This window comes from Bauldia sp., from assembly GCF_965232525.1.
Taxonomy (GTDB): domain Bacteria; phylum Pseudomonadota; class Alphaproteobacteria; order Rhizobiales; family Kaistiaceae; genus Bauldia.
Genome location: NZ_OZ246980.1, coordinates 328,812 through 347,495, shown reverse-complemented (window position 1 = coordinate 347,495; position 18,684 = coordinate 328,812). Strand labels below are relative to the sequence as shown.

At 64.7% G+C, this 18,684-nt stretch carries 17 protein-coding genes; 11 read left to right on the top strand and 6 right to left on the bottom strand.

Annotated elements, in window-relative coordinates; all coding sequences use genetic code 11:
* Window positions 1-72 precede the first annotated feature (72 nt).
* The 6 genes from ACO076_RS01640 (at window position 73) to otnC (ending at window position 5,398) form a co-directional block, all read left to right on the top strand.
* Window positions 73-1,209, top strand: coding sequence for an isocitrate/isopropylmalate dehydrogenase family protein (locus ACO076_RS01640; protein ID WP_421724999.1), 1,137 nt, complete (start codon window positions 73-75; stop codon window positions 1,207-1,209).
* 58 nt (window positions 1,210-1,267) lie between these two features.
* Window positions 1,268-2,536: a 3-oxo-tetronate kinase gene (gene otnK / locus ACO076_RS01635; protein WP_421724998.1), complete on the top strand. Its 1,269-nt coding sequence runs from the start codon at window positions 1,268-1,270 to the stop codon at window positions 2,534-2,536.
* An 89-nt stretch (window positions 2,537-2,625) separates the two neighbouring features.
* Window positions 2,626-3,687: a Gfo/Idh/MocA family protein gene (locus ACO076_RS01630; RefSeq protein ID WP_421724997.1), complete on the top strand. Its 1,062-nt coding sequence runs from the start codon at window positions 2,626-2,628 to the stop codon at window positions 3,685-3,687.
* Between the two features lie 9 nt (window positions 3,688-3,696).
* Window positions 3,697-3,987 carry a putative quinol monooxygenase gene (locus ACO076_RS01625; protein ID WP_421724996.1) on the top strand — a complete coding sequence of 97 codons (291 nt, stop codon included), beginning with the start codon at window positions 3,697-3,699 and terminating at the stop codon, window positions 3,985-3,987.
* Between the two features lie 72 nt (window positions 3,988-4,059).
* A complete protein-coding gene (locus ACO076_RS01620) occupies window positions 4,060-4,731 on the top strand; it encodes a GntR family transcriptional regulator (RefSeq protein WP_421724995.1) in 672 nt (223 codons plus the stop codon).
* Window positions 4,732-4,759: 28 nt separating this feature from the next.
* Window positions 4,760-5,398: a 3-oxo-tetronate 4-phosphate decarboxylase gene (gene otnC / locus ACO076_RS01615; RefSeq protein WP_421724994.1), complete on the top strand. Its 639-nt coding sequence runs from the start codon at window positions 4,760-4,762 to the stop codon at window positions 5,396-5,398.
* Window positions 5,399-5,416: 18 nt separating this feature from the next.
* On the opposite strand, the gene ACO076_RS01610 is transcribed toward otnC, so the two are convergent.
* Genes ACO076_RS01610 through iolD form a run of 4 tightly spaced genes read right to left on the bottom strand, consistent with a single transcriptional unit; the run spans window position 5,417 to window position 9,997 of the window.
* Window positions 5,417-6,289, bottom strand: a complete 873-nt coding sequence (locus ACO076_RS01610; RefSeq protein ID WP_421724993.1) for a class II fructose-bisphosphate aldolase — start codon at window positions 6,287-6,289, stop codon at window positions 5,417-5,419.
* A gap of 3 nt (window positions 6,290-6,292) precedes the next feature.
* Window positions 6,293-7,135 carry a 5-deoxy-glucuronate isomerase gene (locus ACO076_RS01605; RefSeq protein ID WP_421724992.1) on the bottom strand — a complete coding sequence of 281 codons (843 nt, stop codon included), beginning with the start codon at window positions 7,133-7,135 and terminating at the stop codon, window positions 6,293-6,295.
* A gap of 2 nt (window positions 7,136-7,137) precedes the next feature.
* A complete protein-coding gene (locus ACO076_RS01600; RefSeq protein ID WP_421724991.1) occupies window positions 7,138-8,193 on the bottom strand; it encodes a PfkB family carbohydrate kinase in 1,056 nt (351 codons plus the stop codon).
* Complete coding sequence (gene iolD, locus ACO076_RS01595; RefSeq protein WP_421724990.1) at window positions 8,138-9,997, bottom strand: 3D-(3,5/4)-trihydroxycyclohexane-1,2-dione acylhydrolase (decyclizing); 1,860 nt, start codon at window positions 9,995-9,997, stop codon at window positions 8,138-8,140. The genes ACO076_RS01600 and iolD overlap by 56 nt, the downstream gene beginning before the upstream one ends.
* Window positions 9,998-10,140: 143 nt before the next feature.
* On the opposite strand from iolD, the gene ACO076_RS01590 reads away from it, so the two are divergent.
* Window positions 10,141-11,247 carry a Gfo/Idh/MocA family protein gene (locus tag ACO076_RS01590; RefSeq protein WP_421724989.1) on the top strand — a complete coding sequence of 369 codons (1,107 nt, stop codon included), beginning with the start codon at window positions 10,141-10,143 and terminating at the stop codon, window positions 11,245-11,247.
* Window positions 11,248-11,265: 18 nt separating this feature from the next.
* Window positions 11,266-12,165 (top strand): TIM barrel protein, encoded by a 900-nt coding sequence (locus ACO076_RS01585; protein WP_421724988.1) that lies wholly within the window; start codon window positions 11,266-11,268, stop codon window positions 12,163-12,165.
* A 115-nt stretch (window positions 12,166-12,280) separates the two neighbouring features.
* Here the strand turns inward: ACO076_RS01585 and ACO076_RS01580 are convergent, their stop codons facing one another.
* Window positions 12,281-13,312 carry a substrate-binding domain-containing protein gene (locus tag ACO076_RS01580; protein ID WP_421724987.1) on the bottom strand — a complete coding sequence of 344 codons (1,032 nt, stop codon included), beginning with the start codon at window positions 13,310-13,312 and terminating at the stop codon, window positions 12,281-12,283.
* A gap of 353 nt (window positions 13,313-13,665) precedes the next feature.
* Here ACO076_RS01580 and ACO076_RS01575 point away from each other — a divergent pair, with 353 nt between their 5' ends.
* Genes ACO076_RS01575 through ACO076_RS01565 form a run of 3 tightly spaced genes read left to right on the top strand, consistent with a single transcriptional unit; the run spans window position 13,666 to window position 17,301 of the window.
* The gene (locus ACO076_RS01575; protein ID WP_421724986.1) at window positions 13,666-14,877 is read left to right on the top strand and encodes a sugar ABC transporter permease; all 1,212 of its coding nucleotides are present in this window, start codon (window positions 13,666-13,668) and stop codon (window positions 14,875-14,877) included.
* 17 nt (window positions 14,878-14,894) lie between these two features.
* A complete protein-coding gene (locus ACO076_RS01570; RefSeq protein WP_421724985.1) occupies window positions 14,895-15,680 on the top strand; it encodes an ATP-binding cassette domain-containing protein in 786 nt (261 codons plus the stop codon).
* 43 nt (window positions 15,681-15,723) lie between these two features.
* Complete coding sequence (locus ACO076_RS01565; RefSeq protein WP_421724984.1) at window positions 15,724-17,301, top strand: CRTAC1 family protein; 1,578 nt, start codon at window positions 15,724-15,726, stop codon at window positions 17,299-17,301.
* A gap of 2 nt (window positions 17,302-17,303) precedes the next feature.
* On the opposite strand, the gene ACO076_RS01560 is transcribed toward ACO076_RS01565, so the two are convergent.
* Window positions 17,304-18,671, bottom strand: a complete 1,368-nt coding sequence (locus ACO076_RS01560) for a cytochrome-c peroxidase (protein ID WP_421724983.1) — start codon at window positions 18,669-18,671, stop codon at window positions 17,304-17,306.
* Window positions 18,672-18,684 lie beyond the last annotated feature (13 nt).

The following is an 18,684-nucleotide window of genomic DNA, read 5'->3' as shown; positions in this document are numbered from 1 at the left end:
TGAACATCGTCAAGGTGTTTACGGATTTAATAACGTATGCATAATCCCCGTGTGAAACAGAGGTAGCGAGAAATGACGAGTGGGGAGCCGGTTCGCGTCGCCATCATCAAGGGCGACGGCATCGGCGTCGACGTGGCCAACGCTGCTTTGGCAGCGGTCGACGCGGCGCGGTCGGCGGTTGGCGGATTTACCATCGACTATCGGGAAATCGCCGGTGGGGCCGGGTACTTCCGGGAAACCGGGCACGACCTCGAACCGGGTGGCGAAGAGACGGCCGGTGAAGCGGATGCCATGTTCGTCGGCGCCATCGGCCTGCCCAGTGTCCGCAAGTCGGACGGCACCGAAATCGCGCCCCACCTCAGACTTCGGGACCGATATGGACTCTATGCTGGCGTGCGTCCGGTCCGCGCCTATCCGAACGCGCCGCGGCGGTTGGCCGACCCGCGCGCGGGGGAGATCGACCTTGTCATATTGCGGGAGTCGACCGAGGGCCTGTTCTATACGGCAGCCGTTCACGGCCGCAGCGAGATTGTCGACGACTTCGAGGCCCGTGACATCATGCGGATCACCCGGCCGACGACCGAGAAACTCCATCGGTTCGGTTTCCAGTTGGCCGAGCGTCGGCGTCGGCGCGGGGCTCGTGGGCTGATCACCTGCGTCGACAAAGCCAATGTCTTCGTCACGATGGCGTTCTTCCGTCAAATCTTCGACGAGATCGCCACCGAATTCCCCGATGTCGAGACTGGTTACAACTATATCGACGCACAAGCGTTGGACCTGGTGCGCCAGCCTTGGGAATTCGACGTTCTGGTCACCGAGAACATCTTTGGCGACATCCTTTCCGATCTCGCCGCTGCCCTGGTTGGGGGAATGGGGATGGCCGCTTGCGCGGAGATCGGCGACACCACCGGCTTGTTCCAGCCGGCCCATGGCAGCGCGCCGGACATCGCCGGCCAGGACAAGGCCAATCCGCTGGCGGCGATCCTCAGCGCCGGCATGATGCTCGAATATCTGGAAGGGAAGGCTGACAACCCATCGCTCGGTGTCGCCGGCCGGCTTATCGACGACGCGGTCTATCGCGGTTTCGCTGAGAAGCGGATACGGCCGATGGAGTTTGGCGGCGATATGGGCACCATTGCCGTAGCGCGCGAAGTGGTGGCGCTCGTCGGGGAAGCCAGGACGCGGGAAGTCGCCACGGCCAGCGCATGAAACGCAGACTCGAGCCAAGTCGAAGAGCGTGCGCGATTCTGGATAGCGGGTACGGATCATGAGTGTCGTTCTTGGCGCGATCGCCGACGATTTCACTGGCGCGACCGATCTCGCCAACACCCTCGTCAAACAGGGCGTTCGGGTTACCCAAGTGATCGGCGTTCCCGAGCCCGGTTTCGCGGTCGGCGAGGCGGACGCTGTCGTCGTGGCGCTGAAGTCCCGTTCAGCGCCCGTGAATGAGGCTGTAGACACGTCGCTTGCGGCCCTCGCCTGGTTGCGCGCTGAAAGTGCCGAACAGATCGTCTTCAAGTACTGTTCGACGTTCGATTCCACGGCCGAGGGAAACATCGGGCCAGTCGCCGACGCCTTGCTGAAGGCGCTTGGCAGCGATTTCGCCTTCGTGTGCCCGGCGTTCCCCGAGAATGGACGTACGATCTACAACGGCTATCTCTTTGTTGGCGATCGACTTCTCTCCGAGTCGTCGATGAAGGATCATCCGCTCAACCCGATGCATGACTCGAGCCTGCTGCGGTTGATGGCTGCGCAGGCACGACGCGGTGTCGGGCTTATTCCGTACACGGCGGTCCGCGAAGGACCGTCGGCGATTTCGACCGCAGTCGACCGGTTGCGCGACAACGATGTCGCTTACGGTGTCGTGGATGCGATCACCGACGCAGACATGTGGGCGATTGGGCGCGCCGCGGACGGACATGCCCTGGTCACCGGCGGTTCGGCCGTGGCGATGGCACTGCCAGAAAACCTGCGCGGCCGAGGCCGGCTTCCGTTGGCCGCGCCGCCGCGGTTGCCGGAGGTGAGGGGCCGCGCATTGGTGCTGGCCGGAAGCTGCTCGGAAGCGACACGCCGGCAGATTGTAGCGGCCGCCGAAACCTGGCCGAACCGGAAGCTGGACGTTGACGCGCTCGCCGCCGGGGCGGGGGTCGGTGACGTCGTGGCCTGGGCGGCTGCCACCCCGCCCGATGTCCCGGTCTTGATTTACTCCTCCGCCGATCCGGAGGCGCTAGCGGCGGTTCAGGATCGTCTCGGCGCCGGGAACGCTGGGCGCTTGATCGAGCAGGCCTTCGGCAAGATCGCCCGGAAGGCGGTCGACGCTGGGTTCCGCCGGCTGATCGTCGCCGGTGGCGAAACCTCGGGCAGTGTGGTTTCGGCGCTGGGCGTTCAGGCTCTGCGCATCGGGCCGGAGATCGATCCGGGCGTGCCGTGGACCGAAGTGATCGGTGCGCCGCCGCTCGCCTTGGCGCTGAAATCGGGCAACTTCGGCAGTGACGATTTCTTTCGCCGCGCCTTTGGGATGCTGTCCGAGGGGTGATGCGCGATCGGGTCGGCGTCTGCCAGGACAACGAGAGACATCGCGATTGGTGAGGTGGCGATGTCGGTGGTGACGGGAAGGACGAAGAGATGACCGAGGGGCTGCGGGTCGCTGTCGTTGGGGCGGGGTATTTCGGCCGGTTTCATCTCGACGCCTGGGACCGGAACCCGGAAGCAACGCTGGTCGCGGTCTGCGACCCCGATCCGACGCGTCTCGCCGCCGCGACGGAGGGACGCGCCGCCGTGGGCTACGAGGACTTCGCCGCGCTGCTGGCGGCGGAAGACCCTGACGTCATCGACATCGTCGCGCCACCGGTCACCCATGCCGATCTGATCCGCGCGGCCCTCCGTTCCGGGCGAACCGTCATTTGCCAGAAGCCGTTCTGCACGTCGCTGGTCGAAGCCCGCGCCGTCACCTCGGACGCGGCCGCGGCGGGGACGCGGGTCATCATCCACGAAAACTTCCGCTTCCAACCCTGGCACCGTCAGTTGAAGCGCGAACTCGACGACGGGGTCCTCGGCACGATCTACGGCGCGCGGTTCGCGCTACGGCCCGGCGACGGGCGCGGCCCCGACGCCTATCTCAGCCGCCAGCCGTCCTTTCAGGCGATGCCGCGCTTTCTCATCCGCGAAACCGGGGTGCATTTCGTCGATCTTTATCGCTGGCTGTTCGGGCCGGTGATCGCGGTGTACGCCGACCTTCGGCAGCTCAATCCGGCGATCAAGGGCGAGGACGCGGGCCTGATGATCTTCGACCATGACAGCGGCGCCACGTCGATCTTCGACGGTAACCGCCACGCCGACCACATCGCCGAGGACAAGCGCCGGACGATGGGCGATATGCTGGTGGAGGGCGAGGGCGGTGCGCTCCGCCTCGACGGGTTCGGCCGGCTCTGGCTTCGCCGCTTCGGCGACAACGACGAGCACGCGGTGCCGCTCGCCTGGTCGGTGGACGAGGCGACCTATGGCGGCGGCTGCGTCGGCTATCTGATCGACCATGTCGTCAATGGTCTGGTGCGCGGCGCGCCGATCGAGAATACCGCCGAGAGCTATCTCGAGGTGGTCGCCATTGAGGAGGCGGTCTATCGGTCGGCCGAGCTCGGCAAGAAGCTCCGGCTCGACCAGGACCTCCCGCCTCCCACGGCCAGTTAGGGGGCAGCGATGTTCGCCGTATGTGTTTCCTTCGAGATCGACCCGGCACAGGTACATGCCTTCCGGCCGCTGATGCAGGCGCAGGCGCGTAACTCGCTGGACCGCGAACCGGAGTGTCTACGCTTCGACATCTGCACCGACCCGGCGCGGCCGACCGAGGTGTTCCTCTACGAGCTCTATGTCGACGCTGCCGCATTCGCCACGCACCTCGAGACGGAGCACTTCAGGAGCTTCAATGCCGCGATCGCGGCGATGGTCGTATCCAAGGACATCCGCACTTTCACCGTCGTCGAGACGTGAGGCAGAGGTCCGGGGTGTGGCGGGCAGGGCCAGGCTGTATAGTCGGGGCAGCATGAGGGAAAGGCTGGGCCGATGGCTGACACTGCGAAGACGACCCGGGTCGACAACGCCTATGAGCGGCTCAAGGCGGAGATCCTGATGAACCGGATGCCGCCTGGCTTCCAGGCGCCGGAGCCGGAGATCGCGGTTCGCCTTGGCATGAGCCGGACGCCGGTGCGCGAGGCGTTGATCCGGCTCGAGGCGGATGGGCTGGTCGAGCTCATCCCCCGGCGCGGCGCTCGCGTCCTGCCGGTCTATGCCGACGACATGCGCGACATCTACGAGATTCTCACCGCGCTTGAGCCGGAGGCAGCGGCGCAATTAGCCCAGCGCAATCTCGACCGCGATGCGATCGGCGAACTGGAAGCCGCCACCGCGGATATGGAACACGCGCTGGCCCACAACGACCTCGACGCCTGGGCCGAAGCCGACGATCGGTTCCACCGTAAGCTCCTCCGGCTGCACGGCAATCGCCGAATGACCGGCTTCGCCGAGACCCTGTTCGGCCAAGTGCATCGCGCCCGGATGATCACCTTGCGGCTCCGCCAGCCGCCGGTCCGCTCGACCCAGGAGCATCGCGAAATCCTGGAGAACATCCTCGCCGGCGACAGCGAGCAAGCCCGGGCTACCTACCGTCGTCACCGGCAACGGGCGAACCGGGAGCTGATGGCGATCCTCGAGGATTACCGGCTGCCCCAGCTTTGAGAAACCGCTGCGAGGCCGCCGGACAACCATGAACGAAACCGCACTCAGGGACCGGATCGCCGCCGTCGGTCGCTCGCTGTTCCAGCGCGGCCTCACCTTCGGATCGACCGGTAACATCAGCGCGCGTGTCGATGACGGCTGGCTGATGACGCCGACCGGCTCGTCCCTCGGCGACCTTGATCCGGCCCGCATCTCCAAGCTCGACGGTGCCGGCCGTCATGTCGGCGGTGACAAGCCGACCAAGGAAGCCTTCCTCCATACCGGCTTCTACGAAAGCCGACCGAACGCAGGCGCGATCGTCCATCTGCATTCAACCTACTCGGTGGCGGTGAGCTGCCTGGCGGATATCGATCCGGCCGACGTGCTGCCGCCGCTCACCGCCTACTACGTGATGCGGATCGGTCGGCTACCGCTGATCCCCTACTATCCGCCGGGCGATGTCGATCTCGCCCGGGCGGTGAAGGAGATGGCCTCGGATCATCATGCGGTGCTGCTCGCGAACCATGGCCCGGTGGTCGCCGGCAAATCGCTGGACGATGCGGTCGACGCGACCGAGGAGCTGGAGGAGACGGCGAAGCTGTTTCTGCTTCTACGCGGCAGCCCTACGGCGCCGCTGACCGCCGAGCAGGTGGCCGAGGTCCGCGCCCGCTTCCCGGTCGCGACCTGAGGAAATCGCGGATGGTCGTCAGCCGCCGGGCGCGCCGCCGGCTGGATTCTCGACCGGCCAGTGGGCCGGTAACAGGTTGGCGATCACCTGACGGGCCGTCGCCTCCATTGGCGCCATGGTTCTGTCGAGGATCGCGATCCGATCGAACAGTTCCGGGTGGTCCGCCAGCGTCTCGCGTAGCGCGGCGCCGAAGGTCATCCGCAACTCGGTGCCGATGTTGAACTTGCAGACCCGGCTCGTCCGCGCGAGTTCGGCGCGCGTCCCGGCAGTCAGGCCGCTGCCGCCATGGAGGACGAGCGGTGACCGGGTGACTGCCTCGATCGCTCGCAACCGGTCCCAGTCGATGACGCTGGATGAGTCTTCGACAAGGTGCACGTTGCCGACCGAGATGGCGAGCGCGTCGACCCCCGTCTCGGCGTCGAAGCGCGCGGCTTCGTCAGCCTCGGTGCCGTATGATTGGCCTCCCCCGGAATAGCCGACGACGCCGACTTCCCCTTCGACCGATACGCCGGCGGCGCGGGCGATTTCGACAATGCGGGCCGTTGTCTCGATGTTTTCGGCGAGCGGGCGTTTCGATCCGTCATACATCACGGATGTGAAGCCGTACTCGATCCCCGCCACGCATTCATCCAAGGTGAAGCCATGATCGACATGGCAGACCACCGGCACCGAGGCCTGGTCCGCCAGCGTTCGGAACATCGTCCCGAGAACCGCGATCGGCGTGTGTTTCCGGCAGCCCGGACCGGCTTGCAGGATCACCGGCGCGTCGAGTGCCTCGGCGGCGCGAACGAACGCAACCACGTCCTCCCAGCCGAGGACCACCAGCCCGGCAACGGCGTAGCCGTCGCGCAGTGCCGGCTGTAGAACGTCGCTGAGGGTCGCCGCCGGCATCGCCTATTTGAACTTGGCGATCATGTCTTTGATGCCGGGAATGGTCTCCACCTGATAGGCGTGGGTCGGCTGGAAGTATTGGATCAGCGGCCGCTGGCTCAGGCCGCCGAGGATGGTGAAGTAGTACATCTCGTAGCCGGGCAGGGCGACACAGGGGTGATAGCCCTTCTCGATGAGAAACGTTGAGCCATCGACGATGTGGAACGCCTCGCCCGGCTTGCCGTCCTCAAGTTGCAGGAGCTGCATCCCCATGCCGTGCTTCGGCTTGAAACGGAAATTGTAGACCTCGTCGTGACGGGTTTCGTCCGGCAACCGGTTGGTGTCGTGCTTGTGTGAGGGGAAGCCGGACCAGCCGCCGGCGCCCACGGTGAAGAGTTCGGAAACCAGCAGGCGGCTGACCTGGTCGGCCTGTTTCTGGCCGATGATGTGCTTGATCTTTCGATGGGTCTTGGTGTCGTCCGAGCCGTACTGGACGAGGTCGATGTCCTTGGCGCGGACGTCGAATGGCTCGAGCACTTCTTCGCATTTGGCGCCGGCGATAAACACTTCGGCGGTGTCGCTGGTACAGCGGAATGTCGCCTCGGCACCCTTCGGGACATAGACGCTTTCCGGTTCGCCGTCCCAAACGTCGACACCGCGTCCCCCGATCGCTGTGAAGGTCTGACCCTCGACGGTGACGTCGATCATGCCGGTGGCGGGAACCACGCAGCTCTCGTAACCGGGCAGTTGATAGGCGAAGTCCTCGCCTTGAGAGAGCTTGACGATGTTGAAGTAGACGAGCGGAACCCTCGGATCATTGACATCGACGATCGGCTGATTGCGATTGTCGAAAGGCAGGATGTGCATGTCTACGCCCCTTCTTTGGCGGGAATGAGAGTCCGGCTGGCCATGAAGGCCGCGAGTTCAGCGTTGTCCGGCATCGACGACGCACAGCCGTCACGGGATACGACAAGTGCCGCAGCTGCCGCCCCGCGTTCCAGCGCCTCATCGAGCGCCTTGCCGCCGGCCAGCGAAGCAAGCAGCGTACCCAGAAAAGCATCGCCGGCGCCGAACGGCTTTCTTGTCTCGACCGGAAAAATCCCGGTCTCGATGACTTCATTTCCAATATGGGTTCGCGCCCCGCGTTCGCCCATCTTGTAGACGGCGAGCGCGCCGGCTTGGGCGGCGAGATCGCGCGCGTAGGACTCGCCGCGATCGCGTCCGCCCGCCGCAACGCCGAACTCGTCGTCGTTGCCGATCAGCATCTCGCTGAGATCGGCGGCTTCCCGGTAGACCCGTCCGGCTTCGTCGCCTGAGCCCCACGAGTAGGCGCGATAGTCCATATCGAGGATCGTCGGCGTTCCCGCAATTCTCGCCTGTCTCATGGCTTCCAAAGTCGCCTCGCGCGAAGGCTCGCGGGCAAGCGCCGTCCCGGTGGCGATCACGGCACCGACGGAACGGTGATCGATCTGGGCCACGTCCGCGATCGAAAGCTCGAAATCCGCGACGCCGTTGCGATAGATCACCACCTCGCAGTCTTCGGACCGGATCTCGGCAAGGGCCAGGGTATTGCGGTACTCGCCGCCGATGGCCCGACACAGCGCCGTGTCGACCCCGTATCGGCCGAGGGTGTTGCGGGTGAAACGGCCGACCGGATCGTCGGCAAGCGGAGAAATCAGGCTTGCCTGCGCGCCAAGGCGGGCAAGGGACACGGCGATGTTGCCTGCCGATCCGCCGACATCGGAGCGGAACCGATCCGCCTCGGCGATTTTGGTACCGAAGGGGTCGGGATAAAGGTCGAGCCCGGCACGGCCGATAACCACGAAGCGATTGCGCCGCAGCCGATCCTGAAGGGCAGAGGAAATCACGTCAGACGCCGATCCGCTGGCGAGCGCGCCCGGCGTTCCAGTCGTCGCGCGCGGCATCAACGCTTTCGCGCTCGCTCACCTCCGGCAGGCCCACCTCCCACCAGGCGTGGCCTTCGTCGGTCCAGCCCTCGAACGCATCGACCTTGAGCGCGATCACCGTCGTCCGGTCCGCGGCCTTGGCGCGGACGAACGCTTCTTCCAGCTCGGCGATGTTGTCGACCGATTCGGCCAGGGCGCCCATCGACCGGGCGTGGGCGGCGAAGTCGACCGCGAAGGGCTCGCCCTCGATATTGCAGTCGGCGATCAGGTTGTTGAACGACGCGTTGCCGGTATTGTTCTGGAGCTTGTTGATGACCGCGAACCCGCCATTGTCGCACACCACGACAATCAGCTTCTTGCCGGTGAGGACCGACGAGTAGATATCCGAGTTCAGAAGAAGATAGGAACCGTCGCCGACCAGAACGACGGTGTCCTGCTCCGGTTCGGTTTCCATCTGGGCGATGCGGGCGCCCCACCCGCCGGCGATTTCGTAGCCCATGCAGGAAAAGCCGAACTCCACATCGACGCTGCCGATCGACTTGGTACGCCAGTTAGCGGTGACCTCGGCCGGCAGCCCGCCGGCGGCGGCAACCACCCGATCGCGCGGCTCCATCAGCCGGTTGACCGCGCCGACCACCTGCGCGTAAGAGGCCGGCCGGTTGCCGGCGCGGATGTTGCCGTCGACATAGGCGTCCCAGGCTTGGCGCTCCTGTTGCGCTTCCGCCATCCAGCCGTCGGGCGCTGCGTAGTCGCCGAGGGTTTTGTCGAGCTGGCCGAGGACGCACTTGGCGTCGCCGACCACCGGGACCGACATGTGCTTGGACGCGTCGTGCCGCCCGACGTTGATGGAGACGATTCGTGCGTCCTTGTCGAATACTGTCCAAGAGCCGGTGGTGAAGTCCTGGAGTCGTGTTCCGACCGCCAGCACGACGTCCGCGCGTCCGGCGATGGCGTTGGCGGAGTTGGAACCGGTCGAGCCGATCGGGCCGATGTTGAGCGGATCGTCGAAGGTGAGGTTGGCGCGGCCGGCGATGGTTTCGACGACCGGGATGTTGTGCGTCTTGGCGAATGTGTTGAGGTCCTCGGTCGCCTCGCTGTATTGGACACCACCGCCGGCAATGATCACTGGTCGCTCGGCCTCTCGCAACAACGCGACGGCGTCGGCGATATCGGCGGGATCGGCCTCCTGCCGGCGAATGCGGTGGGTTCGCGGCGCGAAGAATTCTTCCGGATAGTCGAACGCCCAGCCCTGGACATCCTGCGGCAGGCCAAGGAACGTCGGGCCGCAATCGGCCGGGTCAAGCATGGTGTTGAGGGCAGCCGGCAGCGACTGGATGATCTGCGCCGGATGGGTGATCCGATCCCAGAAGCGGGTGACCGAACGGAACGCGTCGTTCACCGAAATGGTCGGGTCCCCGAAATTCTCGACCTGCTGCAGGACCGGATCGGGTAGCCGGGTCAGGAAGATGTCGCCGCAGAGCATCAGCACCGGCAGCCGGTTGGCATTGGCGAGTGCCGCCGACGTCACCATGTTGACGGTGCCGGGACCCGCTGAAGACGTTGCGAACATGAAACGGCGGCGGAGCTTGGCCTTGGCATAGGCGGCGGCCGCCATCGCCATCGATTGCTCGTTCTGGCCGCGCCACAGGGGAAGCTCCTCGCGATACTGATAGAGTGCTTCGCCCAGGCAGGGCACGTTGCCGTGTCCGAAAATCGCGAAACCGCCGCCGCAATAGCGGACGCGGTCGCCATCGATTTCGATGTACTGGTTGGCCAGAAATCGGACGATGGCCTGAGCCGTCGTCAGTCGGATTGTCGTCATCGCTTTCACCGTCGAACACAGCCGGGAACGCCTCGCCGGCGTCGATTTTTGCTCATTTATCAGCCGGAAGGCGCTTTCGCTTCCCTGAAACCTATGTTACGCGGTGGTTCGCGAATTGCAAGCGCTTGCAAGCGGGTGGAGCCATGCGAGACATCGGTTTTGGGGTCGTCGGCACTGGCTACATGGGCAAGGCCCATTCCGTGGCCCTCAAATCGGTCGGAACCGTGTTTGGCACCAACCTCAGGCCGGTGTGCGAGATGATCTGCGCGACCACGGAGGAAGGCGCGAAGGCCAAGGCGGCGGAATATGGTTACCGTCGGTCCACCGCGGACTGGCGCGAACTCGTCAACGACCCGAAGGTCGAGGCGGTCTCCATCGCCTCGCCGCAATGGACCCACCGGGAGATCGCGCTGGCCGCCTTCGCCGCCGGCAAGCCGGTGTTCTGCGAGAAACCGCTCGGCGAGACCGTTGACGATTCGCTGGCGATGGTCGCGGCCGCGGAGGAATCGGGCCTCCCCAACATGGTCGGCTTCAACTATATCCGCACGCCGGCGTCCCAGCTTGCTCTGGAGATGATCGAGGCCGGCGAACTCGGCCGCATCATCAACATGCGGGCCGAGCACACCGAGGACTTCTTCTCCGATCCGGACGAGATGGGGTCGTGGCGCACCCAGAAGCGCTCCGGCGGCAATATGGGCGACCTGTCGCCACATATCATCAACGCGGTGCACCGGCTGATGGGGCCGATCGCCTCGCTGGTCGCCGATATCGAGACCGCCTACGCGACCCGGCCGGGGCCGGACGGGCCGGAGACCGTCGAGAACGACGACCAGGCCAACATCCTCTGCCGCTTCGCCTCCGGCGTGATGGGCTGCATCAGCATCAGCCGGGTGTCCACCGGCCGCAAGATGGGCTTCGCTTACGAGATCACCGGCTCGAAGGGCGCCATCCGCTTCGACCAGGAGGACCAGAACGCGCTGCGGTACTACGACGCGAGCGCCCGCACCGGCCGCCAGGGTTTCACCAAGATCCTCATCGGCCCCGACCATCCCGATTACGTCAATTTCTGCCTCGGACCGGGGCATGGCACCGGCTACAATGATCAGATCATCATCGAGATGCGCGACTTCCTGACCGCGATCGAGACCGGCGCGCCGGTGTGGCCGACCTTCCGGGTCGGCCTCGAAGTCAATCAGGTGATCGCCGCCGCTGAGACCTCCGCCCGAGAGCGGCGCTGGGTCGACGTTTAGAGTTCAGGGAGAACCACCATGGCCATTTCGATCGGCAATGCCCCGTGTTCGTGGGGTGTCGAATTCGCCGACGACCCCCGCAACCCGCCGTGGCAGCAGGTCCTCGACGAGGCCAAGGCGGCCGGCTATCACGGCATCGAACTCGGGCCGATCGGCTACCTGCCGGAAGACCCGGCGGTGCTCGGCGACGCCCTGCAAAGCCGCGACCTCGAGCTGATCGCCGGCGTTCTGTTCCAGCCGCTGCACGATCCGAACGCCTGGGACACCGTGCTCGACGCCGCCCACCGCACCGGCCGTAGCCTCAAGGCCCACGGCGCCGAGCATTTCGTCATCATCGATTCGATCGCCGAGTTCCGGGTTCCGACCGCCGGCCGCCCGGACGAAGCGCGGCGTCTCACCGAAGACGAATGGCGCGGCATGGTTGGCCGCCTGACCGAAGTCTCGCGGATCGCCCGCGACGAATATGGCTTGATTCCCTCGATCCATGCCCATACCGCCGGCTGCATCGAGTTCCGCGATGAGATCGACCGGGTGCTCGACGAGATCGACGAGGACTTGTTGAAACTGTGCATCGATACCGGCCATTGCGTCTATGCCGGCTACGACCCGGTCGAGCATTTCCGCGTCAACCGCGACCGGACTCCGTATCTTCATTTCAAGGACATCCACGAGGGCGTGAAAGCCGACGCCATCGCCAACCGCACCGGCTTCTACGACGCCACAGCGCAAGGAATCTTCTGCACCCTTGGCGATGGCTTGGTCGATTTCGCCGCCCTCAAGCATGCGCTGGAGGAGTTGGGCTATGACGGTTGGGGCACGGTCGAGCAGGACTGCGATCCTGCCGCCGGCAACCCGGTGGTCGAGGACGCCAGCGCCAACGCGACGTTCCTGAAGTCCGTCGGTATCTCCGTCCAGTAGAACGCACGGAAGCGTCGGACGCAGACGCCGTCCGAGCGCTCGTCGTTCCCCATCAGTCAGCGCAAAAAGAAACGCCCGCCGGAAACGGCGGGCGTTTCCCAGGACGCCTTTGCCGTTACTGGCAAAGGGCGGGAGGGTTGTCCGTCACGCCGGCGCAGATACGGTCCTTGGTGGCCCATCCGACGTCAACGGTTTTGTCCAGGTTGGTGGCGTCGATCCGCTCGACCGGCAGCAGCACGGCGTCGAGTTCGACTCCGTTCGGCCCCTTGTCGAACTTCATGGCGCCTTCGACTTCTTCGCCCTTGGCGAGCGCCAGCGCCACCGTGGCGGCGGTCTGGCCGAGCTCGTAGGCGTTCTTCCAGATAGTGAAGGTCTGCTGGCCGCGGGCGATGCGGTTGAGCGCGCCCGGAGCGCCGTCCTGGCCGGAGATCGGGATCACCATGCCCTGTTCTTCAAGCGCCTTGGAAACGCCGCTCGCCATGCCGTCGTTCATGACCATCACGGCCTGAACGTCGTTGTTGTTGGCGGTCAGCATCTGCTCGATCACGTCCTTGGCGGTTTCCGGTCGCCACCCGTCGACGAACTGCTCGCCCACCACGGTGATCGCGCCCGAATCGATCGAAGGTTGCATCATCTCGGCGAACGCGCCGAACATCTGGTGGGTGTTCGGGTCGCCGTTGTCGCCCTTGATCAGCGCGTAGTTGCCTTCCGGCGCGACTTCGAGCATGCCCTCGGCGAGCGCGTGCCCCACCGATCGGGCGTCGAACGAGGTGTAGAAGACGCCCGGCTGCTCGATGATCTGATCGTAAGCGACGACCGGGACGCCCTCGGCCAGCGCCTGGTTGACCACCGGGCCGACCGCGTCGGCGACACCCGACATGATGATCAGCACGTCGGCGCCACGGGTGATCAGGTTTTCGATGTCGGCGACCGACTTCTCGGCCGAGAAGTCGGCGTCGGCGGAAATGTACGTCGCGCCAGCCTTGTCGAGCACGTCGATGATTCCGGCTTCGTCGATCTTCCAGCGCTCGTCGGCGAATTTATACCAGCTCACGCCGACGGTGATGTCATCGGCGGCAAGCGCCGAGCCCGCGAAACTCATCGCAACAGCCGTGGCGACGGCCGCCTTGGTGATGAACGATCGCATCCATTCCCTCCTTGGTATCCCTATGAGGTGTTCTCGCGCACCTCGAATTGCAAACGCTTGCAGTTTATTGCCGAAGGCAGCAGCCTGTCAAATCGCGTTTTTGTGTGCGCAGCCGCTGATGCATCGGAGGAAATGAACCGCGGTTTTCCCCTAACAATCTATATTATATGAATATTTCAGCTTCATCTCACTTGGAGGGTTGCGCGGTGTCGTCCACATATTGGCTTTCGCCGGGTTGTTCGGACGCGTTCGACGGTTGCAAGCAATTGCAAGCGGGCTTAAGGGTGTAGTCAAAAGGCCCGCGTCGAACGGGCCGGCTGAAAGATGGGTGGGCGTTCGCGAGGGAGGGCTCAATGGCGGTCACGGATCAGGTCGAGGCGCCAGCGAAACCAAATCGCTTCACTGACATGCTCGACATCGACCTGCGCCTGCTGTCGATGATCGGCGCGTTGGTGGTCACCTGGCTGTTCTTTAACCTGGTGACCGGCGGCCTGTTCCTGTCACCGCGGAACTTGTGGAACCTGTCAGTGCAGACCACCACGGTCGCGCTGATTTCCACCGGCATGGTGCTGGTCATCGTCTCCCGCAACATTGACCTGTCGGTCGGCTCGCTGCTGGCCTTCCTCGGCCTGTTCGGCGGTTTTATCCAGACTGAGGTACTGCCACTCGAGGGCGCCAACAGTTGGTGGGTGTCGATGCTGGCGATGGTGGTTGCCGGCGCGCTACTGGGTGGCATCCAGGGAGCGATCATCGCCACGTTGTCGGTGCCGGCCTTTGTGGTGACCCTCGGCGGCTTGATGTTTTTCCGCGGCGCCGGCTGGTTGTTCACCAAGGGCCGAACGATCACACCGCTCGATTCCACCTACAGCCAGATCAGCAGCTCCATTGGTGAAACATGGAGCTGGGTCGTCGGCGCGATCTGCTTCCTGATCCTCGCCGCCGTCACGTTCTGGAAGCGCTCTCGGCGCGCCGGCTTGGGTTTTTATGTGAAGCCGTTGCCGATCGAGATCGGCTTGTTGGCCGTGTGGGCCTCACTGATCATTGCGTTCGTCTCGACCATGAACGCCTATCCGTTCCCGCGCTCGGACGACGGCCGCGGCATTCCGGTGCCGGTCCTTATCCTCATCGTGATTGCGGCGATCATGATGTACGTCGCCAACATGACCCGCTTCGGCCGCTACATCTACGGGTATGGCGGTAACCCGGAAGCGGCGCAGCTTGCCGGCATCAACGTCAAACGGGTGATCATTACCAGTTTCGCGCTGATTGGTGCGTTGACCGCCGTTGGCGCGATGATAACCACCGCGCGCCTCAACGCGGCGCCATTGTCGATCGGCCAGTTGCTCGAGCTCCAGGTCATTGCCGCAGCGGTGATTGGCGGGACGTCACTAGCCGGCGGCGTCGGCACGATCGTTGGTGGGCTGCTCGGTGCGCTGCTGATGCAAAGCCTGCGTAACGGCATGGTGCTGATCGGCATCGAGAGCTCACCTCAGCAGATGATCATGGCCGGCGTGCTCATATTCGCCGTCTGGTTCGACGTGTTCTATCAGCGCAGGCGACGGTGAGAGCGGAGGGCTTGGTTATGGCAAAGGCAGACGCCCTGGTGAAAATGCGCAATGTCTACAAGCAGTTCGGCGGGATCCGCGCTGTTGAGGACATGAGCATCGACATCCATGAAGGCGAAGTTCTCGGTCTCCTCGGGCACAACGGCGCCGGCAAGTCGACCCTTATCAAGATCCTGTCCGGCGCCTATCCGATCGATTCCGGCGAGATCGTCATCGGCGGCGAACAGGCGGACATCCAGAACCCCCGGGACGCCAAAGCGTACGGGATCGAGACCATCTATCAGACGCTGGCACTCGCCGATAACCTGCCGGCACCCGCCAACATCTTCTTCGGACGTGAGATCAGGACCCGCTTCGGCGCCCTGGACGAGGCGGCGATGGAGCATGCTGCGATCAAGGTGATGAAGCGGCTCAATCCCAACTTCAAGAACTTCCACGAGGCGGTGTCCAACCTCTCCGGCGGCCAGCGGCAGTCGGTGGCGATTGCCCGCACGCTCCAGTTCAACGCCCGGATCATCATCATGGACGAGCCCACCGCTGCGCTCGGGCCGCACGAAACCCAGATGGTCGCCGACCTGATCCAGAATCTGAAGAAAGAGGGCATGGCCCTGGTGATGATCAGCCACGATTTGCACGATGTGTTCGACCTCGCCGACCGGATCACGGTGATGAAGAACGGTCGCCACGTGTGGACCGGTCGGGTCCAGGATACTGACAAGGATGAGGTGCTGCAGATGATCATCCTCGGTAAGCTGCCGGATGGCAGTTACGCACCGGGGATCGTTAGTGAGGATGCGGCTTAACCCTCTCTTGCATCGACTTCGCAGTGTCACTGGCGCGCGTGATTTGACGAAGTCCACCGTCTCGTTGGCCCTCGGCGCCGCCCTCCTGGCGGCCGCCCACCCGGTCGCGGCCGGCGAGATTGCGTTTGTCGATCGCGCTCCCGGCTTCGACTTCAGCCACGAATACACCGGTGGATGGGAGCATTTTGTCGGCGGCGGGGTCGCCGTTTTCGATTGCAATGGTGATCGCTTCCCCGATGCTTTCCTGGCCGGTGGCGAGTCGCCCTCGCGGCTGATCGTCAATCGATCGGAACCCGGCGGCCCGGTTCGGTTCGGGGAGCATCGCCTTCCCGATGGGGTCGGCGGCGGTGTGACCGGTGCCTATCCCCTCGACATCGACTCCGACGGCGCCATGGACCTGGTCGTTCTTCGGGTCGGCGAGAACCTGATCCTGCGCGGCGATGGTGCCTGCGGCTTCGAGCCCGCCAACGCGCTCTGGGGAATCGACGGCGGCGATGGCTGGACCACGGCGTTCAGCGCCACGTGGGAGGATGGCAAGGCGCTGCCGACGCTGGCGTTCGGCAACTATGTCGATCGTGCCGCGCCAGACGGTCCCTTCGAGGCCTGCGATGCCAACTGGCTGTTTCGCCCCGCTGGCAACGAAAGCTACGCCGAGCCGATGGCGCTGGAGCCCGGTCACTGTGCGCTGTCGATGCTGTTTTCCGATTGGGACCGGCGCGGCCGAGCCGATCTCCGGATCAGCAACGACCGGCACTACTATGTCCATGACGGTCAAGAGCAGCTCTGGGATATGAGCGGGGCCGCGCCGCGCCTCTACACGGCCAATGACGGCTGGCAGACCTTAAAGATCTGGGGCATGGGCATCGCGAGTCGCGACATCACCGGTGACGGTCTGCCCGAGGTCTATCTCACCAGCATGGCCGACCAGAAACTCCGGGTGCGTGAGCCTGGCGTCGAGGGACCGCATTTTCGTGACGAGGCCTATGCCCGCGGCGCCAACGCTCATCGGCCCTATACCGGAGACGACGGCCGCCCTTCGGCTGGGTGGCACGCTGCCTTTGGTGATGTCGACAATGACGGCCACGACGATCTGTTCGTCGCCAAGGGCAATGTCGAGCAGATGCCGGACATGGCGATGCGCGATCCCAACAACCTGCTGATCCAGCAGCCGGACGGGAGCTTCGTCGAACACGGCCTGGAGGCGGGCATTGCTTCCTTCGCGCGGGCTCGCGGCGGCGCGCTCGCGGACCTGAACCGCGATGGCCAGCTCGACATCGTTGTTCTGAATCGACGGGACAACGTCGAGATTTTGGAAAACGTCTCCCCGGCTGAGGGCGGCTGGCTCTCGGTCGTGCTCACCCAGCCGGCACCGAACCCCAACGCGGTCGGCGCTTGGATCGAGGTCCGTGACGGCCGCCGTCATCAGCATCGGGAGGTCACCGTTGGTGGTGGCCATGCCGGCGGCGTTGCCGGGCCGGAGCATTTCGGTCTCGGTGATGCGACGAGCATCGAGGTGCGCGTCACCTGGCCTGATGGCGCGCGCTCGCCGTGGATGCCGACGGCGGCGAACGCCGAGGTGCGGATCGTGCGCGATGCGGGAATGGAGCGGCTAACCGACTGAGGTCAGTCGAACGGGAGGCCACTCGGCACCCGATCCGGTCGGCCGAGGCGGCCGTCGAGGCTGTCTTCGTCGGTCAGCGACTCCAGAAACGCGATCAGGTCGGCGACTTCTTTTTCGCTCAGCGTGACCGGTTCGAGGTCGAGGCTCGCCACGATCCGTGCCCGCTCGTCATCGTCCTCGTGCATCGCCCAGTCGGTCGCCGTCGCCTCGGGAAAATCCGGGAGGATAACGTCCGCTGGTGTCCACGCCTCGAAAGACGTCGCGGCCGACAGATGGTGTCGCACGACGTCGTCGAGTGTCGCGAAGGCGCCGGTGTGGCCGTAGGGGGCTGTCGCGGCCACGTTGCGAAGCGTCGGGGTGCGGAAACGGTAGGCGTCGTCTGGGTTTCCGGTAACCCGCATGCGCCCCAAATCCACCGCCCGGCTCTCGAATCGCGCGGTGCGGCCGGGGCCGAATTGGGGCGTGGCGATGCTGTGAAATCCCTGATCGGTCAACAGGTTACCGCTGTGGCAGTCGGCGCAGCCGGCCTTGCCGTAGAACAACATCATCCCGGCCTTCTGCTTTGGCGTCAGCGCATCGTCATCGCCGGCGAGGTAAGCATCAAACGGGCTGTCCGTCGCCCGCCACTCAAACGCGATGAAATCGGCGATCGCATTCGCGACATCGGTGAAGCGGATTTCATCAGGTCTTTCAATATGATCGTAAGCGGCGACGAACCGCTCGGCGTATTCGGGGACGGCTGCCACCCGCTTGGCGATCAGATCCCAAGCGCCACCGGCGCCGGTGATCTCCCCCTTGCGCACCGCTCGCGAGATCTCGTTCTCACCGTAGTGACCGGCCATCTCGTCCCCCGAGATCACCGGGAACATGGCCTGCGCGGCCAATAAGCCGCTGAAGCCTTCGACCATCGAGTCGCCCAGCGGCGTCCGGAAGCCCGCATCGCCATCGCCTTCGACCTCGAGCCGGCCATCGTGGAACAGAACCTGGACCGGTCGGGCGCCGAGGTTGAAAAGCGGCGGTGCGTTGCGACCGATCCGTTGTTCGGGCCGATTGTCTCCGGCCAAAGGAAGCCGCTCGGGACCGAGACCGGCACCGCCTTCGCCGATCGACAGCGGCACTCCATCGCCACTGGCATGATCCGGGTGATGGCAGGTCGCGCAAGAGATGTTGCGATTGCCGCTGAGGATCGGGTCAAAAAACAGGTGCCTGCCCAGCGCGACCCGTTCCGTCGGTGGCGACGGGAAATCGGCATCGGTCAAAGGTGCGGGCAGGTTTGCCGGTCGGTCAGAGGCGGCAACGGAGAAGCAGGCGATTGCCACACCGAACAAGGCGATGGACCGGAGCGCTCTGATGGTTGATTGTCGGGGCATGGACCTCAGTGGA